Source organism: Brevibacillus fluminis, assembly GCF_052072235.1.
Lineage (GTDB): Bacteria > Bacillota > Bacilli > Brevibacillales > Brevibacillaceae > Brevibacillus_D > Brevibacillus_D fluminis_A.
The window spans coordinates 2,973,452-2,997,944 of record NZ_CM125436.1; the positions used below are offsets into that span (position 1 = coordinate 2,973,452).

The window sequence follows — 24,493 nt, forward strand, 5'->3', positions numbered from 1 at the left end:
AACAAAGGAGACAAGTCGTATGGATATGGGATTAACGAACAAAACTGCGTTAGTAACGGGATCGACGAAAGGTATCGGGAAAGCAATCGCCATCGAGCTTGCCAGAGAAGGCGTCAACGTCCTCGTAAATGGACGGAATGATGAAGAGGTAGAACGTACCGTACATGAATTGAAGGCGGAATTCCATGCTACTTTTCCTCAGAATGCTACGGCCGATATTGTGGAAAGGCAGCAAAGAGAAGCTTTATTTGAGAAATATCCCCGCGTTGATATTCTCGTGAACAATATGGGTATTTATGAAATCATGTCCTATGAAGACATTGACGATGAAGTATGGGAAAAATACTTTCGAACAAATGTCCTTGCCGCAAATGGATTAGCTAAATTTTACTTGCCTGCCATGCTGAAGAATCATTTTGGACGAATCATCTTTCTGGCAAGTGAAGAAGCAATCATGCCTTCAGGGAAAATGCCTCAGTATTGCATGACGAAATCCATGCTGTTATCACTGTCAAAAAGCCTATCGAAACTGACGATCGGAACAGAAGTCACAGCCAATACAATCATGCCAGGACCAACACTTTCCGAAAATGTCTATCACATCATTGATCGTTTGTTTCCTGATGATATGGCATTTTCGGAAAAAGAGAAGAGATTTATGGCTGCAAACCTGCCCCAATCCGAATTACAGCGGTTTATCAAGCCTTTTGAAATAGGCAGGCTGGTTACATTCGTATCAAGTCCTTATGCGACCGCATTTAAAGGTTCACCGATTCGGATGGACGGCGGCATGGTGCCAACCATTTTTTAACATCATCCCAATAAAATGAAAAAATGCCTTGGAGACCTGCTCCAAGGCTTTCTTTTAAGCAAAATCCGCTGTTTCGTTCCAAGCCACACCGGCAGGCACGATTGCTTGCACCCTCGCCCGCACAAGTTCATTTTGCTGGAGCTGTTCGCTCAACAGGACAACGATTCCGGCATCATCCCTCGTACGGATCAGCCGGCCGAACCCTTGCCGCAAGCGCAGCAGCATATACGGCAAATCGACCTGCGCAAACGGCTCCGCGCTCGCTTTGCGCTTCGCCATGAAGACCGGATCATCCGGCGGGTAAGGAAGCGACCAGACGATGACATTGGACAGAGACGGCCCCGGTACATCAAGCCCTTCCCATAGAGTGACCGCACACAGGCAGCTTTTCTCGTCATGCTGGAACGACGAGATGAGATGGCTGATCTCCTGGTCCCCCTCGAACAAAAAGCGAACGCCTGCAGCTGTTTCATCCCCTGCGAGCGCCTGCCTGAACTGGTTCAACTCCTCGAACGACGGGAACAACAGCAAGGCTCGTCCATCCGTATGCTTGATCGACTGCAGCGCAATCCGCGCTTTTTGCATCGCGAGCGGTTGGTCTGCTGCAAGCTTCGGCGCGTACACCTTCATCTGCTCCGCATACGCATAAGGAGACGCGACCGAAAAGGAGAGATAACGCTCGATGCCCAAGCTGTTTGCCACGTAATCGAATGTCCCTTCGCCGGACAGTGTGGCGGAGGAAAAGACGATCGGCATCTTCTGCGAGAATACTTGTTCCTTCAACACTTCCTTCACCATCCGCGGCATCAGCACCAGTGTATCGCCTTGTGCATCGACGGTCAGCCATGAGATGACCGTATCTTTTTGGCGGTACAGGCTGAGGGCAAGCTGGATCATGTCCAGATGCTCGTTGACGATGCGCAGCTGGTATTCATCCAAAGAGTACAAGCCGCTCTCCAGTGCCAAATCTTCCTCGATCCAGGCGATCACATCGCTCAGCTTCTGGATCTCGGCTAGCAGTTCAGCGGTATACACGATTTCTTTGCGCGCAGATCCAGGGACCGCTTTGCTCTGTTTCGCCAAAAGCGTAAAGACAAGCCCGCTTTGCGCGATTGCCTCTTCCACCGCTTCTGCCAGCGATTCGCGAATCTCGCCTTTGAGCAGACGCGTGATGATCTCTTCAAAAATCGAATGATTCAGCTTGTACGTCAACGCCTTTTGCGCGGCTGGTTCCAGCAGATGCCCCTCGTCAAACACGACGGAAGAATGCGGCGGCAAAAGCGGCAGCTGTCCGCCGCGCTTCCGGCTTTCATAGGTCCATACATGTTCCATATAAAAATCATGGGAGCAAATGATCACATCCGCCGATTTGCGGTAATGGTCGCGCGACAACGTTTGCCCGCACCGATGCTGTTTGTCGCAAACGAAGCAGTCCTGGAACGGGTCCCAGTTGATTTGATTCCACTGTTCATCCGACAGCTGCGGGTATTCGCTGCGGTTGCCGTACGGATGGAACGTCTGCAACGCTTCGTATGTGTGGACAAACGACGGCAGCTGTGCATACATGTCGGCAAAAAGCTCGGCTTCGTCAGCTTTATAACGCGCTTCCTCCAGCTTGTTGAGGCAGAGATACTGATTCGGCGATTTGCCCAGCCGGGCGTCAATGGTCATGCCCAAATGCTGGGCCAGCTTCGCCAGATCGCCCTGTGGCTTGACCAGCTGTTCGATCAACGATTCGTTCGCACAGGCGATAATCGCAGGCTTTCTCGTATATTTGGCATAGCAGATCGCATACAGCAAATACACCAGCGTCTTCCCGGTTCCGACCCCCGCTTCGGCGAAAATCGTCTGCTTTTCCGCAAACGCGCGTTCCAATTGAAACGCCATATAAATCTGCTCATCCCGTACTTCAAAGCCTGCTTCAGGTAAAATGTCATAAAATACGTCCGCAATCCAATCGCTCACCTGCTGGATGAACGGCTCGGAAGGGTCATACGCAAAAGGATACCGTTCCACTTCTTTTCTGCCCCCAGTAAACGTCAATCAACCAATTGGTTTCCAAATAAATTATTATAGTTGATGGTTGTGCATTAGGCAAGGATCAAGTCGTGAAAAGGCTGCTGTGAGCGAAACGTATTCTGCCCCCCTGCCCCGGGGACACCTCTCGAACAAGTCATAACCACCGGCTTAGCCGGTGGCTTCCATTAGCCCTATAAGGGCATGTTGCAAGCGGGCGCCTCCAAGGCGCACTGAAAGTCTGCCAACCGCGTGCTACCACAGGCTGGCCCTTAAAAGGGCTACTTTACCTGCCCTTTTTTACCGACTCACCCGTAAACGGGTCAATCATCTCTTTCATCGTTAATTGTTCATAATTCTTGTCCTCCACCATTTGGTTTCGAATGTATTCTTCAATCACTTTTTTGTTTCGACCTACCGTGTCCACATAGTATCCTCTGCACCAAAATTGTCGGCTTCCGTATCGATACTTCATGTTTGCAAACTTATCAAAAATCATAAGTGAGCTTTTCCCCTTTAAATAGCCCATGAATTCCGACACACTTAATTTGGGAGGGATGCTTACCAGCATGTGGATATGATCCACGCAGGCCTCCGCTTCAACAATTTCTACTCCTTTTCGTTCACATAGTTCCCGAAGGATTTTTCCTATTTCTCGTTTTAGTTTGCCGTAAATTACTTGTCTACGGTATTTTGGAGCAAATACAATATGGTATTTGCAGTTCCATTTTGTGTGTGCTAAACTGCTGTTGTCCATCCTTTGTCCTCCTTGATTTCATGTGAGCGGTTGGCAGACCAGTTCTCATGGTATCATCGAGTTCAAAGGATCACCACTTATAGCTATAAGCTTTCTGGAACCCCCAGTCGAACTGGGGGTTTTCGTTATACAAAAAGAGGAGCTTCCTGATCAGAAGCCCCTCCATTTCCCTTATCGGCAATCATCGTTCACCGCTCCGGCACATCCAGCCGGTAGCCCAGTTTGTACACCGTTTTGATGTAGGCTGGTTCCCGGGGATCGTCCTCAATTTTTTGCCGCAAGTTTTTGATGTGCGTGTCGATCGTCCGGTCGATTCCGGCAAAATCGATGCCGAGCACCTCGGACACCAGCTCATCGCGCGACCAAATCCGTCCAGGATAGCGGGCTAACGTCACGAGCAGGCGGTACTCGTTGGGTGTCAGCTCAAGCAGGCAGCCGTTCTTCTTCACGGTTTTCGCTTCCAGTGAAATGTGCAGCGCCCCGATCTCCAACAGATCGCCGAGCACCTTATGGTCACCGATGCGGCGCAAAATGGCGCGAACGCGCGCGGTCAGTTCGCGCGGGCTGAACGGTTTGACCAAGTAGTCGTCTGCACCGATGGACAAGCCAGCCACACGGTCGGCTTCCGTGCTTTTTGCGGTAAGCATGAGAATCGGCACCCGCGAGAACCCGCGAATTTTTCGGCATACCTCTTCTCCTGACATATCTGGGAGCATGAGATCGAGAACGATCAGGCCGATCGGATAGCTTTCGGCACATTCAACAGCTTGCTGGCCTGTCGATGCGGGTATCACATGATAGCCATCCGCCTTTAAATAGAGCGTCAATACCTCGACGATTTTGGGCTCATCATCGACGATCAAAATGGTTGATGACACGGTTTCTCCTCTCTCCTCGCATTATTCCGGTTTGTTGCCTACGGACGGATCGGGAACAAACGATTTGTAGCCTGCATATTTCACCTCGCTCACCATCCCGGCCGCCGCATGGTGCAGATCATGACAGTGGAACATCCAATCGCCGGGATTATCGGCCTCGAATGCCACGACATACGTCTCGCCCGGTTTCACGTTCAATGTATCTTTCATGACCGGCGCGCCCGCAGTTGATTGTCCGTCCTTGCGCAGCACCTGGAAGAAATGGCCGTGCAAATGCATGGGATGATCCGAGGAGCCGACGTTGCGCATCGTCACCAAAACCTTGTCCCCTTTGTTCACCACCAACGGCGGAACTTCACCGTACGATTTGCCATTGATGGTAAATACGGCGTCCATCCCGGTTTTCCCTGGTTTTTCGCCCAAATCCAGCTGATAGGTCAAATCATAGTTTGTCTGCAGTGAAAATTTGCCCGTTCCCTCGGCACCATAGACGGACAGATCGACAGGTTGGGTCTGCGTGACACCTTGCTCGACTTTCCCTGTCGCCCCTTTTACTACGACCGGAATGCTCATCTGCCTGGCTGCTGCCGACGGGTCGAGGCTTGCGATCTGCCAGTTTTGCCGCACATCGACGGTGAATTCAACATCATACCGCTCCCCCGGCGCGATGCGCAGCGGTTGGCCTGTGATCGTTTGCGGGCTGTTGACGGGCTGCCCGTCCATGCCGACAATCCGATAGGGCTGTGCCTGCAGCGAGATCAGGTGGCTCTGGAAGCCCGCGTTGACAAAGCGCAGACGGACGTGATCTCCTTTTTCGACCGCAAGCGGTGGGATCGCGTCACCACTCTTGCCATTGACGGTAAATGTGTTGTACATGGTCTGCATCATTCGATCATGCATGACTCCCGGCGGCAACGCACCGGTCGCTTGATGATTCATCTGCATCTGGCTGTGATCCATGCCTGCCATGGTTTTAGTGGTCCCCATGGCCATCGTGCCATGATCCATGCCCCCCATGTTCATTTGCCCATGGTCCATCCCCCCGTGATTCATGCCGCCGCTCGCATCGCCCGCTTGGGTCATCCATTCGTCCAGCACCAGCGTATAATCGCGGTTCAGCTTTTGCGTCGCGCTGTCTTCAACAATCAGCGTGCCGTACAGCCCCTTGTCGACTTGATTGGCACTGTCCTGATGGGAATGGTACCAATACGTGCCGGGAATCGTGGCCTCGAACTGGTACGTAAAGGTTTCACCCGGTCGAACCGCATTTTGCGTCATCCCCGGGATGCCATCCATGTTGTTCGGTACCGGATACCCGTGCCAATGGATGCTCACCGGCTCCTTCAGCCTGTTTTGCAGCTCGACGCGGACGATGTCTCCCTGCTGCACACGCAGCTGGCTGCCTGGCACGGTCCCGTTATACGTCCACGCATCGATTTTTTTGTCGGCGGCAAGCTCCCACTCTGTCTCCTCGGCCACCAATGCGAACGTTTTGACCGTTTTGCCCTTCTCCGTCGTAACGACGGGCTTCGCGATACGATCGGCAGCGCTTTGGTCCGCCGCCATCCAAGCCCAAATCCCGGCTCCTGCAAACGCGACCGCTGCACCGGCGACTGCAATCAGCATCTTTTTTTTCATCCCAAAAGCCTCCTTGCTCCATTTGCGTTCCTGTTTTTCGTTCCTCACGCAAACTGTAGCAAAGACTTTTGAAGAAAATATGAAGATACCCCTGACAGGTATTGTATTGTCGTTCAGAAAATGATGCCGGGTCGGGAAATCTCCACTTTGACGGTTGGCTCAATCGTGATCGTCGGATACGTTTTCGACCATGACACCTTTTTCCAGTAGTCATGATGGAACGCGATGATTTGCCTGCCGATGCCAAGGGCATCACAGTTGGCTTTTTGCAGTTTGGCGATCACGTCATGCGCCTGGGCCGTCAGCTCTTTTGACAAAAACGTCGCAAGCTCGGCAACCCGCTTCGGTTCGGTCAAATGATCAACCGGAAACTCCTCGACCCCGACGCGCTAGAGCAGGGATACAGTTGCGTAAACATGGTCTTTTTTCGCTTGCACATCAAGCTTTCGCTGCCGCTGTAAAATATGCAGCGTCATTTCATCATTCAAACTTTTGCTGGTTGTCGTCCGCAACGTGATGATGGTCCGCTTGCCCGCATGATCCGCTGCCGTTGATCCAGCGAATGTTGTAATCATCGGGTGATTGGTAAAAAGCGAAAAACGTGACGGGAAGAAGCAGTATATTGGACGCTCCCTCCACCATGACTGCGATGCGTCCTTCCATCAAATTGGCCGAGACGCGATCGACCCGTTCTGTGCTCAAAATTTGCGGGAATGGCGAGAAAGGCGTATCTTCAATCATTTGATCGAGCACGCCTGCCGATGATAAATAGTCAATGCGAATGGAGCGAATGCGCGTCACCACCTCTTCGACGACTTCCGGATTCGCCAGCTGTCCGACATAGACGACCGCGACGCGCGAACCGACGGACTGGCCGATTTCAAAGTAGCGGATGACGAGATTTTTCGTCGACAACTTGCGCCGCAGCAAATACAGGTTGGTTTCCAACCGTTCGTTGAAGCCTTCATGCGAATCACTGAACGCTTTCTCGTTGATGGGCTCGGCAATGCTCCGCTGCACCATGATCGACGTGTTGAAGCTGTAAAAACACGGATACCCCTCAATGTAGACGATGCTGTTTCCACGGGTCAGCGCTTCGACAACCTGTTCCGGCGCGTATAGCTCCTGCATTTTGGCTGGCGTGATTGCATCCCGAAACGATCGCTCGTGGTTTCGATTCAGCGGGTTCAAAAAAGCTACGCCCCCAAAACGGCGCGAGCCAATAAACGGTACGAATGCAGACGTCTCTCGTAATTGGGAATCGGTGTGGTGATCATGTATTCATCGACACCGGTTTTCTCCTGCAGCGCGAGCAGTTCGGAACGAATGTGCGCAGGCGTGCCAATCAGCATTTTCTTCCCCGTGCCGGGCGTAGGGGTGGATTCCGGCGACAAGGCGGCTGTGCCGCCCCAGCGTCTGGCTTCTTCCGCCCATGCTTCAGCCGTTTCCGGCGTTTCTGCGCATATGACGCCGATCGCCATGATTGCGCGCGGGGCCGGATTTTGGTCCGTCGCCTGATAGCTGCTGCGGTACAGCTCCACGATCTCACCGCCATCCGTATCGCTCATGAGTGGTAAGGGCTACGCGTGGGAAGGGCCTAGGATTTATCAAAGTAAACAACCTAGATCCTTTGTGGAGAACACCTATGATGAGATTGAGCAGAACAAATTACAGATTAAAGAACTGAGAGAGAGTTGAGCAAAAAAAGCATTAAAGTGAACTGAATTTTCAAGGCAGCATCTATGATAATATAACTATCTTTTCTCTATGGTTTTACATAAGAAAATACGAATTTACATTATAGGCTTTTTTTCTACTTTTTATACCTAAATCCGAAGGAAAATCTTGTCAGCAATTAACGGTAAATGTATTATTAAATCTAAGGATTCTATCATTTTCCAACAAAAAATTGACTATCTCCTATATTATACTGGACTTGAATATATGTAGGAGGTTGGGACATGACATTTAAAGAAGATGAATCTGAGGACATTTCGAAGAAAGACGAGTCTGAGGGGTGCGATGATATGTTAGCTACAGCCAAAAAGAAATCGAAGTTAAGCCTAAACGTTGATATGGAAAAATTCAAATCTAAAGTTCCACACCTTCCTGTTGTCAATGGAACAGTTCAAATCGACGAAAATAACCCACTGCATCGGAAATGGTTTGAGGAGTTTAAAAAGTAACTATGGTAAACGTCGGAGATATTTTTTGGTTTGAAGTTACTTATCCAAGGACAGGGGAAAAGGCAGTTAGACCAGTTGTAATAATTGATATGGATGATGGAAACCCAGTGATTGCAACGTTTGCTGCGATTACTGGGTCTTCTATTAAGGATTTTGAGGATCGATATGACAAATGGCAAGTTCCCCTTTTTTCATGGAAACAGGCTGGTTTACTGAAGGAATCGTATTGCAAAGCAAACTGTGTGGCGACTGTTGAAGCTAATGTATTTAGGAGCGCAAATTTTATAGGGGTATTACATAGGAATGATTTTAAAAGTGTCTTAAAAAGAGTGGAGGAATTTATCAATTCAGGTGAAGCTCCTTGGTAATTTAATTAACTGCCCTACATCCTGCCTTTTCCGCCGTCTGCGCGAGCAAAAGCGATTGCTGCAGCGCTTCGTGCGGCGAGACATTTTGATAAATCGGCGATACATCCAGTACGCTTATACGCAAGTCGTTCACGGTCATTCTCCTTTTTTTCAACCTTCCACAGCCTCCGCGGTTTCGCGCGTAATCAGCAGCGAGGCCAACAGTCCTGCGAACAGCACGCAAGCGACGAGTGCGAAGGCCGCAGCATATCCCCCCAGACGAACAAACTGAATGGATAACAGCGGGCCGACACTGGTCCCTGAAAACAAAACAAACGTGTACACCGATACGGCGATTCCCCGTGACGCTCCTCCCAGCTGGCCGACCAAGGAAACCAGAGCGGGAACGGATAACGCAATTCCTGTCACAAACACCAGGCTCATCGTAACCAGCAGAGCGAGATTGGAAGAGACCCCCAAGCCTAGCAGGCCGATGATTGCGATGCTTAGGCCGCACCGCAACAGCGTCCGAATGCCAATTCGTTTGGCAAACCTGCCTGCAAAAGGAGAAACCAGCATGCCAATCGCCCCTGCTGCACGGACGGCAAGAATTTGCTGGGACGTAAGCCCGAACGCCGGCCCTTTCAGGTAATCGCCCAAAATCGTGTACATGCTGACAAAGGACAGCAGCAAAACAAATGCGACGATATCGCTCAACAGCAGATTTTTTTGCCTCAGGACGTGGCCGATCCTTCGAAACGCAGCAAACACCGATGCCTGTGGCTGCTGTATCTCCCCTTTTGGCAAGAAAACGAAAACCAGCACGGCGGTGATCGCATAGACAGCCGACAGTACGTAGAATACAGACTGCCAGCCGTACTGCTGGCAAAGCAGACTGGCAAGCACTTGACCGGCGATTCCTGCAAGCAGGAAGCCTGTGCTGATGAAGCCGATCGTCGTCACGCGCTTTTTTGCCGGAAACATTTCGACCGCATACGCGAGGGCAACCGGCGAAAACGAAGCCGCCGCCAACCCTTGAAAAGCTCGCAGCGGTATCAACCACGGCAGTTGATCGACCATTCCGATGAAAAGCGAGATGATGGTTAAGGCCAGGAGTCCTGAGAAAATCACCTGTTTACGTCCATATTTGTCAGAGATCGACCCATAAAGCAAGCATCCAAGTGCAAATCCGATGGAAAAAGCGGTTCCCACGGCGGCAGCTTGTGTCGGCGTCACATGAAATCGGTCTGCAAACAAAGATAGCAAAGGTATCGTCACATACAGACTTGACATGACAGCCAGCCCGGCAAAGCACAAAATGGCCGTCATAAGCGATTCGTTGCGTTTGGATTGCCGAAATAACGATTGCATAAAGCACCCCTCTTTTCATTTTTAGTTAGATAACCTAATTATATGCCGAAAAAAATTTACCGCCCTACCCCCAGTCTTTTTTCCATGCTGGTTTGCAATTTGCCTACTACACGCGCGAGCAGGCCGCGTTCCTCCGGCGTCAAATCCTCGATCAGCGAAGCACACGTGGACCAATACGTTGGCAGCACTTGCTCGACTGCTTCGATCCCCGCTTGCGAAATACGGACATGGATCATCCGTCCATCTTTCGGGTTCGGCTCGCGCACGATCCAATTCCGCTTTTCCAACCAGTCGAGCAGCGATGTCACGGACGCACGCCGGATTCCCAAACGGTCCGCAATGGCGGATGGGCTAACGAGTTCTCTTTCTTTATGCAAGAACAGAAGCAGCAACAGATCGAGCTTGCTTTCCGTCATGCCGTATGGTGACAACGCCACATCCATTACGTCGAGCACGCTGTCGCCTAACCACATCAGCAACAGCCCCATATGGGCGGCATTTCGGTCCGTCGTCTGCGATGCCGTCTTTTCCATCAGCTCTACATAAGGAGCCGTCCCCAATGCAGGCAGCTGCTGCTCTGCTGCCGGTATTTTTGCCGCTTTTCTTCCCATCAGCTTCACCTTTCGCATATAATTAGATTATCTAACTATATCCAACTATACTCGTATATGATTGTTTTGGCAAGCGGGCAGGTGATTCGTTTTTTGCAAAAACACACGCCGTCACTGATCCAGCGGCGGCGTGTGTGGGGTACGAATCATTCAGCCATTGAGCGACGTCAGACCGGCCATTTCGTCCAGGAAGCAGCAAATGGTTCGCAAGCCCGTATCGAAATTGACCAAATAAAAGTGCTCGTTTGGCGCATGGTAATTTTCATCCGGCATCCCGAAGCCCATCAACACGATCGGCACATGCATCAAGCGATGGAATACTTCCACGGCCGGAATCGTTCCGCCTACACGGGTGTACAGCGGTTCGGCCCCATAGGTGGCGATGTACGCGCGCGCGGCAGCCTGGATCGCCGGATGGTTCACCGGAGTCGAATACGGGCTCGCTTTCCCCGGCAGCCAGCTGGTCGAGACACTCATGCCTGCAGGCTTATGTTTTTGCAAATGCTGCTCGATCTTTGCCAATATTTGCTCGGGCACTTGTCCGTCCACGAGGCGGCAGGTGATTTTGGCATGGGCTTCGGCAGGTATGACCGTCTTCGTCCCCTCTCCTTGAAAGCCGCCCCACATCCCGTTGATATCGAGCGTCGGCCTGGCCCAATTGCGTTCAAGCGCCGAGTATTCCGGTTCGCCAAACAGCGACTCGACGCCAAGCGATTCACGAATTGCTTCCGCATCGTACGGAATGCGGGCAAACGCCGCTTTTTCTTCCTCTGAAAGCGGTTTCACATCATCGTAAAACCCTTCCACAGCAATGCGCCCATCCTCGGCAACAAGACTCGCCAAAAGCTGTGCCATCGCATGCAGCGGATTGTGCACCAGGCCGCCAAAAAATCCGGAATGCAAGTCTTCCTTTTGCCCGCGCAAATCAATTTGCAGCCCGCACAAGCCTTTCAGCCCGTAATAAATCGCCGGCTGCCCTGCTTCCCACAGCGGCGTATCGGAAATGACGACAACATCGGCCGTCAATCGGTCCTGATGTTCCGCAACGAAAGCTTCAAAATGGGGGCTTGCAATCTCTTCTTCCCCTTCCAGGCACACTTTGATATTGACCGGAAGCTCGCCTCTGCATGCCATGAGTGCCTCGATCGCTTTGATGTGCATGAACAGCTGGCCTTTGTCATCGGTCGCCCCCCGCGCATACAGCTTTTCACCGCGAATGGTCGGTTCAAACGGAGGCGTGTCCCACAGCTCGAGCGGGTCGACCGGCTGCACGTCATAGTGGCCATAGATGAGGACTGTCGGCTTGTCCGGAGCATGCAGCCATTCCGCATACACAACCGGATGGCCCGCAGTCGGCAAGACAACGGCATTTTCCATGCCAGCCGCCGTCAGTTCTGCCGTGAGCCACTTCGCCGCTCTCTCCATGTCCGCCTGGTGGGAAGACAGCGAGCTGATGCTTGGAATGGACAAAAATGCTTGCAGTTCCTGCAAGTGCCGTTCGCGATGCTCTTTGAAATAGGTGTCAAACTGAACCATGTCTGCCATGTAACCGATCACTCCTTATAGGTGAGCGCTGTGCCTGCTCGCTTTTTACGAATATTCATTCTCATTCTCGCAAAAAACAGGACTGGTGACAAACGATTTGTCGCCAGCCCGCTTTTCATCATTCTTTTCTTTCAATCGCGAATGACCCTGCGCGCCTTTGCCAGCACGCCTTTTGGATACTGATGGATGTTGATGATGCCGATCCCGCCTTCCTCTGCGGCGTGAATCATCTGGTCATTCCCTACATAAACTGCGACATGCCCGATCTTTTGCAGCCCTTTGCGGTGCCGGCGCTTGTGCGTCTTGTAAAAGAGCAGGTCACCCCGCCTGATTTTCCCGAGTGTGACCGGCCGCCCGCGTTTGCTTTGATAGCGGGAAATGCGCGGCAGTTCGATCCCATGTTTGCCGTAAATGTACTGCGTGAATGAGCTGCAATCGAATCGCCGCGTGGAACCGGGTTTTGCTCCGAACAAGTAAGGGGTGCCGAGGTACTTTTTCCCAAGCCGAATGATGCTGTCTGCTTTCCTTTTCCAGTTGGACATCAATCTCACATCCCCACATAGCAGTTGCCATCAGCATATGTAGGAATGGCGTCTGCCCGTCTGGACGGTTGGGGCGCATGCTGGAAAAGTTGGGCGGCAGATCGTCAGTGAAACGGCGCGTTCCGTTTGATTTGTTTTTCCAAAAGCGTTCGATACGCCGCCTCGTATTCGCAGCGAAGCTCGCTTACCACCGAGGCGACAGACTGCACACGCTTCACCGCGCCAACGCCTTGGCCGGCTGACCAAATGTCTTTCCACGCCTTGGCGCCCGTAACATCCGCTTTCACGAAGGTGAAATCCAGCTCCGCTTTTTTCTGCAAGGCATCGGGATCGAGCCCCGCCTGTCGGATGCTTGGCACGAGATAATTGGCTTTGACACCGCTGAACGCGTCGGTGTAAAGCAGATCCTCAAGCGTCGCTTCCCGCAACATCTCCCGGTAGCCGTCGCTCGCCATGCTTTCCTCCGTCGCGATGAAACGCGTCCCCATGTAAGCCATGTCGGCGCCGAGCACTTCCGCTGCCAAAATATCGTGCCCATGCGACACACACCCCGCAAGCACCGTAATGCCTTGCCAAAATTGCTTGACCTCGCCCATGAATGCGAGCGGATTGATTACCCCGGCATGACCGCCAGCGCCGTTGCAGACGAGAATCAGCCCATCGACTCCTTTTTGCGCGGCTTTTCGCGCATGGTGCACCGTGCTCACATCGGAAAACACAAGGCCGCCGTAAGCATGTACGATCTCAACCACGCGCTTTGGATCGCCAAGCGAGGTGATGACGAGCGGTGGCTGGTATGTGGCGATCAGCGCCAGATCGTCGTCGAATCGCTTGTTCGAATGATGGACGATCAGGTTCACCGCCCATGGGGCAACGCGCCGTTCAGGTTCCGCTTGCTTGATGGCTGCAAGCTCGCTGGTGATCGTTTGCAGCCATCCCTTCAGTTGCTCCGAAGTCCTGGCATTCAGGACGGGAAAGGAACCGATGATGCCGGCTTTGCAGCTTTCGACGACCAGCTTTGGACCAGATACCAGAAACATTGGAGCAGAAATGGCCGGAAGCACCATCTGATCGAGCCATTTGGCGAGTACATGTGCTGCCATGCGATTCACCCCCTCCTCTGTTCGTTTGCAACGATCGCCACCGTACAGCGGGAGATGCAGATCAAACGCTCTTCCTCGTCCTGGATCTTGATGTCCCAGACCATCGTCGTACGCCCTTTGTGCAGCGGAGTCGCGATCGCCGTGACGATCCCGTCTTTTTTCGGACGGAGATGGTTGGCATTGATCTCCAACCCCACCGCCACTTCCCGCTCTTGATCGACGTTCTGCCACGTCCCGAAGCTTGCGACCGTTTCGGCCAGCACCACCGAAGCGCCGCCATGCAGCAATCCGAACGGCTGGTGTGTAGCGGCATGCACCGGCATCGTCGCGATCACGCGATCTTTCGATACCTCGACCATCTTGATTCCCAATGCACCGACAATGGTTTCTTCGATTGGTTTCATGTTCATTTTTTTCCCTCTCCTTCATGTAGTCCGATTCGATACAGCAAGGATTTCAGCAAGGACACCTCGTCATCCGTCAAGGCTTGAACCGCCGCTGCCTCCGCCACTTGCATGGTTTCGTGCAATACCGCTCGAAGTTCTTGCCCCCTGTCCGTCACGAAAATCTGGTTGACGCGGCGATCGCGCGGGTCCGGCCTGCGCTCGACCAACCCGTTTTGTGCCATCCGGTCGATCAATCCGGTCATGGTGGCGGAATCCAACCGCAGGCGCTCTCCCAGCTCCGCACCGTTTTGCCCGTCCCGCTCATACAGCAGATGCAGCACCGCATATTGAACAGGGGTGACACCGTACGGCTGCAGCAGCTGCTTGCCGATCTGGTAGGAACGCTGCTGCGCTTTTCCCAGCAAAAACGTCAAACATTCCTCAATCGGTTCCATTTCATTCGCTCCCGTCGTTTTGTCTGTCAATTCTGAATATACCACGCATTTTTTACCTTGTATACAAGTGAATTGGATGGAAGCTTTTTCACCCTTCCAAGACAAAAAATGGTTCGGGAAGGATTCCCTTTTCAGCGTTTTCTGGTATATTAGGTAATACATAAAAATGTTAGGCAGCACCTAAATGACAGGTTGCTTGTTCGACTGGAAGGGTGAATGGGATGTTGATCTGGATGTTGCGCCACGTAATGGCAGAGCGAGGAATATGGACCGGAGCCGAGCTGGCACGGCTGTTGAAGACGAAAGCAGGGTATCAGCTTTCTGCCCCATCGATCAGCGCGCTGCTCAATGAGCAGCCCAAGCAGATGAAAGCGGAAACGCTCGATGCCTTGTGCACCGCTTTGGCTTGCACGCCCAATGATTTGTGGTCGCATACCCCCACCCAGAGAAAAGGCGCCTAGCGGAAGAAAGGGGAACACTCCATGTCTGTCAAAACGATCCTGCCCTTCGGCGACCCTATTTTGCGAAAGGTCGCAAAGCCGGTGACCGCAATCGATGCCAAAGTCATCAAGCTGCTCGACGACTTGGCCGAAACCTTGTATGACGAGGAAGGGCGCGCCGGTTTGGCCGCACCGCAGATCGGCATTTTGAAGCGTGTGGTCGTCATGGATTGCGGCGACGGCCTGATTGAGCTGATCAATCCGGAGATCGTGGAGATGAGCGGGCAGCAGGTCGGACCGGAAGCGTGCCTGTCTTTTCCCGGCTATACGGGGACAGTCAAGCGCGCCAAATCGGTAACCGTCAAAACGCTGAATCGCCAAGGTGAAACCGTGCTGCTCCACGGCCGCGATTACTTGGCCCGCTGCATGCAGCACGAGATCGACCATTTGAATGGAATCCTCTTCATCGACCATATCGAAAAAAATGCGCTGTACCACAACGATACGAAAAAGCGCGCCAATCTGATGGAGGCCATCCGCCTGTCACGGCCTGAATGGGGATGAACGCGAAAGAACCAGCCTGGGTAGCAGGCTGGTTCTTCCCTATTTCCGATGAGCGATTACCGCAAGATTTTCCGCAAAAAAAACATTCCCTACCTGACATGCTCAGCCGCAGCGAGCAAATCCAAATACGGTTCAATTTGCCATTCATCCACTTTGGTAATCATTCGTCTACTCTCCATCCTCCAGCTTTTCGATTTTCTCTCTGTTTTTTCCAGTTTACTGGTTCTTTGGCTGATCGACAATCCTTTTTCCCGCCGCTTCGCAGGTAGGGATTGGGAGGCGTTCTGTGCTATACTAACGAAAAATCAGCCACCATTTCGGTGCCGCACACAAGGAAGTGTCGTCATGTCTCGCACGCACGTCTTCTCCAAGGCAGAAGAAGTTGCCAACTCGATCACACATGGGCTTGGCGCACTGCTCTGCATTCCCGCGCTCGTCCTTTTGATCACGTTCGCCGCCCGCTTCGGCTCGGCTTGGCACGTCGTCAGCTTCACCCTGTTTGGTGTGACCATGCTCGTGTTGTACGTCTCCTCCACCATGCTGCACGCATTGCCAACCGGGAAAGCGAAAGACGTTTTCGAGATCATGGATCATTCCTCCATCTACTTTTTCATCGCGGGCACATACACGCCGTTTCTGTTCCTCGCCGTGCACGGCTGGCTGGGCTGGACATTGTTCGGGATCGTCTGGGGAATGGCGATCGGCGGGACCGTGTTCAAATGTTTTTTCGTGAAAAAATTTTTGTTTCTCTCCACGCTGCTGTATGTCGCCATGGGCTGGCTGATCATTTTCGCCTGGAACGATCTCGTCTTGCATTTGCAAGGGACCGGACTCATGCTGCTCATTACGGGTGGCGTGCTGTACTCGGTCGGCGCGATTTTTTATGTATGGAGAGGCTTTACGTTTCATCACGCCGTCTGGCATCTGTTCGTGCTCGGCGGATCGACCGCCCACTTTTTTTCCGTGCTGCAGCTGTTGCCAGCCTGATTGATCCACTGACATTTCCAAACATTTAAGAAAAAAATAAGAAAATCCCTCCCTTTTTTTCTAGATTTATTGGCTATGATAATAGCGGTAAAACAAGGAGGGATTTTCTTATGCTTAACCTGGCAGCAGCTCTCCAAGAGCGACTCTACTTTCTCTATAAATTCATCCGCTTCCCCAAACAAATCGGCAGTGTCACCCCAAGCTCCCCCTTTTTGGCGAAAACGATGCTCGATGCCGTGCCTTGGGAAGAGGTGACGGCGATCGCCGAACTCGGATCGGGCACCGGGGCGATCACCAAGCATCTGACCGCCGTAAACCCGCAGCCGCAGCACGTGCTCTTGTTTGAAAAAGACGACACGCTGCGCGCCCATTTGGCAAGACAGTATCCCGGCTATCCGGTCTATGAAGATGCGTGCCAGCTGGAAACCGCCTTGTTGCGGGAAGGGGTTGAACAGCTTGATTGCATCTTGAGCGGTCTGCCATTTTTCAATTTTCCGCAAGCGGTTCGCGACCGGATTTTGGAGCAGATCGAGGCGACGCTGAAACCCGGCGGGCTTTTCATCGCGTTTCAATACTCCCACCAAATGAAAAAACAGCTGTCCGAGCGCTTTGACTTGCTCTCCATTGAATTCGTGCCGGTCAATGTCCCGCCCGCTTTCGTGTACGTTTGCCAAAAAAGAGCGAGCTGATCTGACCAAGCCGTTCAATCCCCTTGAACTGCTGGGGCGGGGAAATGCACAGCTGCGGCGGCGACAGCTCGCCACGGGCTTTACACGGTTTGGCTTCCGCTGCCGCGTGAGCAGCGAAAAGGGCTTGGCTGATGCACCAAGTCCTTTTTCGATTGCGGTCAATGCTAGTGAATGTCTTTTTTCTTGAACCGGCCGCCGCGCACATCATGGATGTTGCCGATCGCCAGAAATGCGCTTGGATCAATCTCCTCGACGACGGCTTTCAGCTTGGCTTCCTCAATTCGCGTGATGACGCAGAAGATGACTTTCTTCACGTCACCCGAATAGCCGCCCTCCCCTTCCAGATAGGTGACACCGCGGCCGAGGCGGGCCAGCAGCGCATCCCCGATCTCAACCGGATTGTCGCTAATGATCCAGACCGATTTGGATTGGTTTAACCCTTCGATCGTGACATCGATCATTTTGGTGGCGATATAGTAGGCGATTAACGAATACATCGCATTGTTCCAGCCGAATACAAAGCCGGCGCTGCCTAAAATGAAAATATTGAAGAACATGACCAGTTCCCCAACGGAAAACGGCGTTTTTTTCGAGAGCAAAATCGCGACGATCTCGGTCCCATCAAGCGAGCCGCCCGCACGCATGACCAAACCGACGCCGATCCCCAGAATAATCCCGCCGAAAACCGCCGAGAGCAGGCTATCTTGCGTAAAGCTCGGCACAGGTATCAGATAGGATGTGCCAATCGACATGATCACGATCCCGATCAGCGTGGAGATCGCAAATGTTTTCCCGATTTGCTTGTACCCGATGAACAGAAACGGCAAGTTCAGCACGACAAGGAACAAGCCAAGCGGCAGATGGGTCAGATGCGCCAGCATGATGGAGATGCCTGTAATGCCTCCATCGATAATATTATTGGGTACCAAAAAGATTTCCAGTGCGACGGAAACCAGCAGTGATCCGATGATAATGCCTAGCGCCCTTCGCACCAGATGCGCCTTGCGCATTCGTTTATGATTGACTTTTGCAGCGATTCCTTCCATTCTCATCATCCTAACGTAAAGTGGATCTATGTGAACTCTCACATTTTATCCGATTGGTAGTCGGTTGATTCTTCGCATGCGTATAAAAGGCAAGCGGTGTGTCATATGCTGTGGCGTGCACGGATGTTTTTCACTTGGGAAGCGGGGTTGAAGCGATCATGTCTCCTTACCCGAATCTTGCCTGTTCCTGTGTGAACCAGCTTTTTCTCGCTTATACCGGCTACAGCATCGGCTCTGATCGCGTTGCCCAGTACCAGTTTTGGGAGCCTGGCGACCTGCTCCCGGTCATTGCCCATCTTGACCGCCACACCGGCATGATCAACGGGGGCATGTTTACGGATGTCTTGTTTCTTGCCTTCGCTGTCCTAAACGAGCATGGTGAGCCGCGCTATTTGACCCGCAATGAGCAGGCGCCGGCGACAAGCGCGGATTGGGCGAACTATACGAATGAGCTTTTCTTATGCACGCGCAATCTGGATGCTCTGTGGATCGCGCATGAAAAAACGTGCTTTGCCAAACGGACGCATGTCTGGGTCGCTCTTCCTTATCCCAATCCTAGCGTTTTCGGTGACGACGCGAGCCGGATTCGCGCGGTGATCCGCTGGATGGACGACTTCCTCGCCCGTTGGGACGATTCGTCCCTTGACAGCCAGCTGCGCTTGATGGGCTTTTACTGGCTGCAGGAAAGCGTCTATTTTGAAGGACCGGCGAACAGCGACCGGACCGTGATTCGAGCCGTCAACAGGGCGATCCGCAAGCGATGTGCCGCCGGGTCGCCGCTGCATTCGCTCTGGATTCCGTACCAGCAAGCAAATGGCTGGAACCAATGGCGAAAGCTCGGCTTCTCCCTCTCCTTCCTGCAGCCCAATCATTACTTCCAGCCCGCCAAGCTCATCGAAACGGCGGCTGCGCAAAGCTATGAAAACTGCCTCGGCATCGAAATCGAGTTCGATCTGGGCATCACCTATGATGCGGCAAAACGTGCGCGGCTGCAGGAATATCTCCGGCTCGGCGCGACCGGCGGGACCGATCCGGCGGGTAACGCGTTCGGACCGTATATGCGCACGTCCCCCTTGGCGTGGTATTCGGGCGGCTGGTTTTTTGGCAAAAACGGCAGAAAACAGGCTTTCGTCAGTCTCTATCAAACGGATGATCCGCTCTATGACCAAATCTACTGGTACTTGCACGGCATCTATATGCCTGATAAGCCCCGTTAACCAAAAACGATATGTACGTAATGGCGAAAAACCTAGGCTGGCTGCCCTAGGTTTTTCGCCTTTCTATTTCGCCCGATTCGCGCTCTTTTTATTTCGCGATCGTTACCTTGCTGCCGTCCTTGAGCAGCGTTTGTCCTTTGACGACGACCTGGTCCCCTTGGGAAATGCCCGTGAGCACCTCGATATCGTCGCTGGAGCTGTCACCGGTTGTCACCTCTACCTCTTTGGCAACATCCCCGTTGATGACGAACACATATTGCTTCCCATCACGATCAAAAACCGCTTTGCGGGAAACGATCAGTTTTTGTGCCTTGCCGGCATTTTGACCTTGGAATGTCACGTTGACAACCATATCCGCCTTCAGCTCATTGGACGGATTCGGAATGGTGATCTCGATCGGATATGCTTTGAGCATGGAATCCATCACAGGGCTGACCGCCGTCACTTTGGCATCCAGCTCTTTGTTCAACGATGTCACGTTCACTTTCGCAGCGGTACCCACTTTCACCGTTGTGATCTCTGCTTCCGACAGATTCGCTTTCACGATCAGCGGATTGGTATTGACCAACACCACGACAGGTGCTTGCGGGGAAGCGAATTGGCCGATCGCCCCTTTGACCGATGATACGTATCCGCTGATCGGCGCTTTGACGACAGCGTTCGCCAGTTGCTCGCGGGCATTCTGCAAGCTGACGGCCGACTGCTTCACCGATGCTTCCGACACCTGGATGTTGCTCATTTGCTGTGCGGATTGATACGTCTCGCGCGCGTTGTCATACGCCGTCTGCGCATTGTTCAAGCTGGTTTGCGCCTGCTCGAATTGCTGCGTGGAGATCGCGCCTTCCTTGAACAGCTGCTGCATGCGCTGCAGGTTGACCTGTGCATCTGACAAGCCTTGCTCCGCCTGCTTCAGGCTGTTTTTGGCCTGCTCCAGGCTTTGGCTGGAGCTGTTTTTCGCTTGATTCAAGCTCGCCTGCGACAGCTTGTAGGAAGCTTCCGCCTGCGCGATCGAGTTTTGGATGTCTTGCTGATCTAATTGAAAGAGCAAGTCGCCTTGCTTCACATATTGTCCCAGCTTCACAGGCAGCGATGTGATTTTGCCGGTGACTTTCGGACTTACCTGGACCTCTTCGCTTGGCGCAAGCTTCGCCGAGAAACCTGCCTCCGATGTCACCAGACCCATTTTCGCCGCTTCGACCTGGACTGGTGTCGGGGCTGCCGGTGCTTCTGCCGGGCCTGCCGCTTCCTTGTTCGCGCAGCCTGCCGTCACCAGCACGGCCGCGAGAATCAATGCGATGCCTTTTTTATTCACGTTCATGGTCTCCCTCCCTTTCAAAAACCCGCTTTATGCTTCTACGACGGTTCCTTTGTTTTGTTTCTGCAATTTTTTCAGTCGTTTCTGCTCTTTTTTCGCCCGTCTCTTTTTGCCGCGGTCATCGAACCAGGAGAAGACGACTGGTACCAGGATCAAGGTGATGAGCGTCGCGAAGCTGAGACCGAAAATAACGGTGATCGCCATCGGTTTCTGCGTTTCGCCACCAGAGCCGCTCGCGACGGCCAGCGGTCCGATGGTCAAGATCGTGGTCAGCGTCGTCATCAAGATCGGACGAAGACGAATCGGTCCTGCTTCCAGGATCGCTTCGCGCAGTTCCATCCCTTTTGCACGGAGCTGGTTGATGTAGTCGATCAGCACGATCGCATTGTTCACAACCAGACCGACCAGCAGAATGTACCCGATCAAGACGGTGACGGAAAGCGATGTGCCGGTCACGAACAGACCGAGGATGACACCCGTGATCGTCGGCGGAATGGAGAACATGATGATGAACGGGCTGTAGAACGATTCAAACTGGGCAGCCATCACCATGTACACCAGCACAACGGACAAGATGATCGCCAGACCCAGGCTGCCGAACGATTCCGCCATGTCCTTGCTCTGACCGCCGTAATCGATGGTATAGCCATCCGGCAAGGTCAATTTATCCAGTTTTGCTTTGACTTCCGTGCTGACCGAGTTCAGGTCGCGTCCAGCCAGATCGGATGTAATTTTGACCTCACGCGTCTGGTTGGAACGGTTGATCGTCATCGGTACGTCAACCTTCGCGATTTTGGCCACATCGGAGATGGCCACCTGCGCGCCGCCCGGAGCCGAGATGCGGTAGTTTTTCAGGTAGTTGATGTCTTCCTGGAACCCTTCCGGCATTTTGATCCGCACATCGACTTCATCGTCGCCGGTGCGGTATTTCGTGACGGTTTGCCCTTGGAACGCGGTGCGGACGCTGGAGACGATCTGGCCGGTTGTCAGACCGTACATGCTCGCTTTTTCCGCATCGACGGCAACCTCGTATTCCTGTTGCGTTTCATCCAGGCTGGTCGCGACGTTTGTCGTCCCTTTGACGCTTTTGACCTCGTCTTTCATGACGGAGCTGATGTCTTTCAAGACAGCCAGATCGTCGCCTCGCAGCGTGATTTGCAGCGGTGAACCTGTCGAGAAGCCTTGCGTCGTGGCAACGGTAATGTCCGCTCCCGGGATGTGTGCCAGTTTTTTCTGGATTTCCTGCGAAATGTCCGACGTCGAGCGATCGCGCTTGGTCACGTCCACCAGCATGGCGGTGACGGTCGCACGATTGGAAGCAGCAGTCGCGACAACCGCAGAGCCGCCCATTCCGATCGAGGAGGACATGACGTCTACTTCTTTGTACTGCGATACGATGCTTTCCACTTCTTTGGTTGTTTTTTCCGTTTCTGCCAGCATCGTCCCGTTTGGCATTTTGATCGTGATGTTGATTTGCCCTTCATCCATGCTCGGGATGAACTCGGCACCAAGCATCGGGGTCAAGGCCAGGGAACCGACCAAAAGGATCACGGTTGTGGTGAATACGGTTTTCCGGTGGCCCAACGCCCATTTGAGCGCTTTTTGGTAAAAAATCTCCACTTTGCGGAACCACAGGTTGAACCAGATGACCGGATTGAACCCGCGGTAGCCGGTGTGATCGGCATGGTTCGGCACTTTCTTCAAAATGCGGGAGCTGAGCATCGGCACCAGCATGATCGAGAAGACAAGCGCCGCGATGTGCGAATACACGACGGTCAGTGCCAGTGGACCGAACAGCTCGGATGCGATCCCTTGGGTAAGCGCGATTGGCAAAAATACGCAAATTTGCGCCAGTGCGGATGCCATAACGGCTGTCCCCACTTCTTTGGCGCCGACCAGCGCCGCTTCCACCATGCCTTTGCCTTGCTCGCGCTGACGGAAAATGTTCTCCAAAATAACGACGGCAAAGTCAACCAGAGAACCTAACCCCAGCGTCAAACCGGAGAGCGAGATCAAGTTGATCGTCTGTCCGGTCATATACATCAGCAAAAACGTCGCGACAACCGAGACCGGCAGTACGATGATGGCGATCAGCATCGACGAGAAGCTGCCGAGGAAGAAGAACAGGATGATGATCCCGAACAATCCTCCCAAGAGCGCATGCTCGGCTGTTGTGTAGATCGAGTCTTTGATGTATTTGGATGAATCGAGCGTTGACGTGATTTTTACATTTGCCGGCAGTTGCTTTTGAAGGTCAGCAATCTCGGCTTTTACTTGATCGGCTACCTCGATGGTATTCCCGCCGGATGCTTTGGTAATGGAGATGCCCAAGCTCGGCTTGCCGTTGACATAGCTTAACTGGCTGATCTCGGACAATGTGTCCTTGACTTCCGCCACATCTTTCAACCGGATCGTGGAGCCGTTGCCCACGGAAATCGGCGTCAGGGCGATTTGTTCGACATTGGCGAACTCCCCTTGCACGCGGATATTCAGCTTGCCGTCTCCTTCGCGAACCGAGCCGGCCGAGCCTGACTGGTTGCTGCTGCCGATCGCTTGCTGAATCTGTTCAATGCTGATGCCGTACGCAGCCACTTTGGCCGGATCGAGCACTACATCAACCTCGCGACTTTGTCCACCGTTCAGGGAAGCGGAGGCAACGCCGTCGATGCGCTCGAGGCGCGGTTGAATCATATCTTCCGCCAGCTTTTTCAGCTTGTTCACGTCCGTTTCACCGGTTAAGGCGTAGGTCATGATCGGCTGGCTGTTCGGGTCAATGCGCAGCACGCGCGGCGAGTTGGCCGTATCCGGCAGCATGCCGCGAATGCGGTCGACTTTGTCACGCATATCGAGGGTCGCCTGGTCAAGGTCAGTTCCCCAGTTAAACATGAGGATAACCTGCGAAGCGCCCTGAATCGAAACGGATTGAATGCTATCCAGATTGGCAACGGTTCCGAGCGCTGACTCGATCGGCTTCGTTACCAGCTTCTCGACCTCGCTCGGGGATGCCCCGCCATCGACGGATGTCACCACGACCGCAACCGGAAAATTCAGCTCCGGCATCAGATCAATCGGCAGCCGTGGCAGCGATATCGCACCAAAAATCAGCATCGCGATCGTCAACATGATAATGGTGACGGGACGCTTGATCGAAATCTCAGACAAATTCAAACTGACTCACCTCTCTTATTTCAACTAGATGCCCGTTTCTTGCTGCTGGAACGATTCCCGGACGTGCTGCATGCCGAACTGACACGCTCCGTGGGCGCCACCCAGATCATGCGGCGATCGTGTTCGTCACGCACGCGCTTGACCAGATTTTCCCGTTCCAATCGGTCCACAAGCCCGGAAATGGTGCTGTACGGCATCTCGACCGCCTTGCTGATCTCACCGATGGTTTTTGGATTCTGTACAATTTGCTCTAAGATGAGAACTTGCTGCCAAGTGATATCCGACGTATCCAATTCTTGATTGGATTTGCTGGAAAATAGCTCACTCGCCTCCCGCAAGAGCTTTGCGAGCCGTATTAATTCCTCCATCAAAGCCCTCCATTCTACATACCTTTCCACACACATCCTTCGAATTAAGGAAT

At 52.9% G+C, this 24,493-nt stretch carries 27 protein-coding genes; 8 read left to right on the forward strand and 19 right to left on the reverse strand.

Annotated elements, in window-relative coordinates:
• Positions 1–19 precede the first annotated feature (19 nt).
• Positions 20–811: an SDR family NAD(P)-dependent oxidoreductase gene (locus ACTID9_RS14745; protein ID WP_441065054.1), complete on the forward strand. Its 792-nt coding sequence runs from the start codon at positions 20–22 to the stop codon at positions 809–811.
• Positions 812–865: 54 nt separating this feature from the next.
• On the opposite strand, the gene ACTID9_RS14750 is transcribed toward ACTID9_RS14745, so the two are convergent.
• The 7 genes from ACTID9_RS14750 to ACTID9_RS14780 all read right to left on the reverse strand — a co-directional run bounded on the left by ACTID9_RS14750 (position 866) and on the right by ACTID9_RS14780 (position 7,668).
• The gene (locus ACTID9_RS14750) at positions 866–2,827 is read right to left on the reverse strand and encodes an ATP-dependent DNA helicase (protein ID WP_441065056.1); all 1,962 of its coding nucleotides are present in this window, start codon (positions 2,825–2,827) and stop codon (positions 866–868) included.
• A gap of 286 nt (positions 2,828–3,113) precedes the next feature.
• The gene (gene tnpA, locus ACTID9_RS14755) at positions 3,114–3,584 is read right to left on the reverse strand and encodes an IS200/IS605 family transposase (RefSeq protein WP_441065058.1); all 471 of its coding nucleotides are present in this window, start codon (positions 3,582–3,584) and stop codon (positions 3,114–3,116) included.
• A gap of 188 nt (positions 3,585–3,772) precedes the next feature.
• Entirely contained in the window at positions 3,773–4,462 is a 690-nt protein-coding gene (locus ACTID9_RS14760; protein ID WP_441065059.1) for a response regulator transcription factor, read from the reverse strand.
• Between the two features lie 21 nt (positions 4,463–4,483).
• On the reverse strand, positions 4,484–6,100 hold the full coding sequence (locus ACTID9_RS14765; RefSeq protein ID WP_441065061.1) for a multicopper oxidase family protein: 1,617 nt from the start codon (positions 6,098–6,100) through the stop codon (positions 4,484–4,486).
• A 113-nt stretch (positions 6,101–6,213) separates the two neighbouring features.
• Positions 6,214–6,456 (reverse strand): Ger(x)C family spore germination C-terminal domain-containing protein, encoded by a 243-nt coding sequence (locus ACTID9_RS14770; protein ID WP_441065063.1) that lies wholly within the window; start codon positions 6,454–6,456, stop codon positions 6,214–6,216.
• A 124-nt stretch (positions 6,457–6,580) separates the two neighbouring features.
• Positions 6,581–7,291 (reverse strand): spore germination protein, encoded by a 711-nt coding sequence (locus tag ACTID9_RS14775; protein ID WP_441065065.1) that lies wholly within the window; start codon positions 7,289–7,291, stop codon positions 6,581–6,583.
• A gap of 5 nt (positions 7,292–7,296) precedes the next feature.
• Positions 7,297–7,668, reverse strand: coding sequence for a hypothetical protein (locus tag ACTID9_RS14780; RefSeq protein ID WP_441065067.1), 372 nt, complete (start codon positions 7,666–7,668; stop codon positions 7,297–7,299).
• A 393-nt stretch (positions 7,669–8,061) separates the two neighbouring features.
• On the opposite strand from ACTID9_RS14780, the gene ACTID9_RS14785 reads away from it, so the two are divergent.
• Together ACTID9_RS14785 and ACTID9_RS14790 are read left to right on the forward strand one after the other, a co-directional pair.
• On the forward strand, positions 8,062–8,286 hold the full coding sequence (locus tag ACTID9_RS14785; RefSeq protein WP_441065069.1) for a hypothetical protein: 225 nt from the start codon (positions 8,062–8,064) through the stop codon (positions 8,284–8,286).
• A 2-nt stretch (positions 8,287–8,288) separates the two neighbouring features.
• Positions 8,289–8,654 (forward strand): type II toxin-antitoxin system PemK/MazF family toxin, encoded by a 366-nt coding sequence (locus ACTID9_RS14790; RefSeq protein WP_441065071.1) that lies wholly within the window; start codon positions 8,289–8,291, stop codon positions 8,652–8,654.
• A 1-nt stretch (position 8,655) separates the two neighbouring features.
• On the opposite strand, the gene ACTID9_RS14795 is transcribed toward ACTID9_RS14790, so the two are convergent.
• The 8 genes from ACTID9_RS14795 to ACTID9_RS14830 all read right to left on the reverse strand — a co-directional run bounded on the left by ACTID9_RS14795 (position 8,656) and on the right by ACTID9_RS14830 (position 14,646).
• The gene (locus ACTID9_RS14795; RefSeq protein WP_441065073.1) at positions 8,656–8,787 is read right to left on the reverse strand and encodes a hypothetical protein; all 132 of its coding nucleotides are present in this window, start codon (positions 8,785–8,787) and stop codon (positions 8,656–8,658) included.
• A 17-nt stretch (positions 8,788–8,804) separates the two neighbouring features.
• Complete coding sequence (locus ACTID9_RS14800; protein WP_441065075.1) at positions 8,805–10,004, reverse strand: MFS transporter; 1,200 nt, start codon at positions 10,002–10,004, stop codon at positions 8,805–8,807.
• A 56-nt stretch (positions 10,005–10,060) separates the two neighbouring features.
• Positions 10,061–10,615: a MarR family winged helix-turn-helix transcriptional regulator gene (locus ACTID9_RS14805; RefSeq protein WP_441065076.1), complete on the reverse strand. Its 555-nt coding sequence runs from the start codon at positions 10,613–10,615 to the stop codon at positions 10,061–10,063.
• A gap of 150 nt (positions 10,616–10,765) precedes the next feature.
• The gene (locus ACTID9_RS14810) at positions 10,766–12,160 is read right to left on the reverse strand and encodes a dipeptidase (protein ID WP_441065078.1); all 1,395 of its coding nucleotides are present in this window, start codon (positions 12,158–12,160) and stop codon (positions 10,766–10,768) included.
• Between the two features lie 131 nt (positions 12,161–12,291).
• Positions 12,292–12,702, reverse strand: coding sequence for a C40 family peptidase (locus ACTID9_RS14815; RefSeq protein ID WP_441065080.1), 411 nt, complete (start codon positions 12,700–12,702; stop codon positions 12,292–12,294).
• Positions 12,703–12,806: 104 nt separating this feature from the next.
• Entirely contained in the window at positions 12,807–13,805 is a 999-nt protein-coding gene (locus ACTID9_RS14820; protein WP_441065082.1) for an NAD(P)H-dependent flavin oxidoreductase, read from the reverse strand.
• 5 nt (positions 13,806–13,810) lie between these two features.
• A complete protein-coding gene (locus ACTID9_RS14825) occupies positions 13,811–14,215 on the reverse strand; it encodes a hotdog fold thioesterase (protein ID WP_441065084.1) in 405 nt (134 codons plus the stop codon).
• Positions 14,212–14,646, reverse strand: coding sequence for a MarR family winged helix-turn-helix transcriptional regulator (locus ACTID9_RS14830; RefSeq protein ID WP_441065086.1), 435 nt, complete (start codon positions 14,644–14,646; stop codon positions 14,212–14,214). Before ACTID9_RS14830 ends, ACTID9_RS14825 begins: the two co-directional genes overlap by 4 nt.
• 221 nt (positions 14,647–14,867) lie before the next feature.
• On the opposite strand from ACTID9_RS14830, the gene ACTID9_RS14835 reads away from it, so the two are divergent.
• The 4 genes from ACTID9_RS14835 to ACTID9_RS14850 all read left to right on the forward strand — a co-directional run bounded on the left by ACTID9_RS14835 (position 14,868) and on the right by ACTID9_RS14850 (position 17,326).
• Positions 14,868–15,107 carry a helix-turn-helix domain-containing protein gene (locus tag ACTID9_RS14835; protein ID WP_441065088.1) on the forward strand — a complete coding sequence of 80 codons (240 nt, stop codon included), beginning with the start codon at positions 14,868–14,870 and terminating at the stop codon, positions 15,105–15,107.
• Positions 15,108–15,128: 21 nt separating this feature from the next.
• Positions 15,129–15,650, forward strand: coding sequence for a peptide deformylase (gene def / locus ACTID9_RS14840; RefSeq protein ID WP_441065090.1), 522 nt, complete (start codon positions 15,129–15,131; stop codon positions 15,648–15,650).
• A 345-nt stretch (positions 15,651–15,995) separates the two neighbouring features.
• Positions 15,996–16,637: a PAQR family membrane homeostasis protein TrhA gene (gene trhA / locus ACTID9_RS14845; protein WP_441065092.1), complete on the forward strand. Its 642-nt coding sequence runs from the start codon at positions 15,996–15,998 to the stop codon at positions 16,635–16,637.
• Positions 16,638–16,747: 110 nt separating this feature from the next.
• Positions 16,748–17,326 (forward strand): class I SAM-dependent methyltransferase, encoded by a 579-nt coding sequence (locus ACTID9_RS14850; protein ID WP_441065094.1) that lies wholly within the window; start codon positions 16,748–16,750, stop codon positions 17,324–17,326.
• A 164-nt stretch (positions 17,327–17,490) separates the two neighbouring features.
• Here ACTID9_RS14850 and ACTID9_RS14855 read toward each other — a convergent pair whose 3' ends face one another.
• Positions 17,491–18,372, reverse strand: a complete 882-nt coding sequence (locus ACTID9_RS14855) for a YitT family protein (RefSeq protein WP_441065096.1) — start codon at positions 18,370–18,372, stop codon at positions 17,491–17,493.
• 134 nt (positions 18,373–18,506) lie between these two features.
• Between ACTID9_RS14855 and ACTID9_RS14860 the strand changes: the two genes are divergently transcribed.
• Complete coding sequence (locus ACTID9_RS14860) at positions 18,507–19,589, forward strand: DUF4855 domain-containing protein (protein WP_441065098.1); 1,083 nt, start codon at positions 18,507–18,509, stop codon at positions 19,587–19,589.
• Between the two features lie 88 nt (positions 19,590–19,677).
• Here ACTID9_RS14860 and ACTID9_RS14865 read toward each other — a convergent pair whose 3' ends face one another.
• Genes ACTID9_RS14865 through ACTID9_RS14875 form a run of 3 tightly spaced genes read right to left on the reverse strand, consistent with a single transcriptional unit; the run spans position 19,678 to position 24,440 of the window.
• The gene (locus ACTID9_RS14865; protein WP_441065100.1) at positions 19,678–20,907 is read right to left on the reverse strand and encodes an efflux RND transporter periplasmic adaptor subunit; all 1,230 of its coding nucleotides are present in this window, start codon (positions 20,905–20,907) and stop codon (positions 19,678–19,680) included.
• 27 nt (positions 20,908–20,934) lie between these two features.
• Positions 20,935–24,072 (reverse strand): efflux RND transporter permease subunit, encoded by a 3,138-nt coding sequence (locus ACTID9_RS14870; RefSeq protein ID WP_441065102.1) that lies wholly within the window; start codon positions 24,070–24,072, stop codon positions 20,935–20,937.
• A gap of 20 nt (positions 24,073–24,092) precedes the next feature.
• Positions 24,093–24,440: a MarR family winged helix-turn-helix transcriptional regulator gene (locus ACTID9_RS14875; protein ID WP_441065104.1), complete on the reverse strand. Its 348-nt coding sequence runs from the start codon at positions 24,438–24,440 to the stop codon at positions 24,093–24,095.
• Positions 24,441–24,493 lie beyond the last annotated feature (53 nt).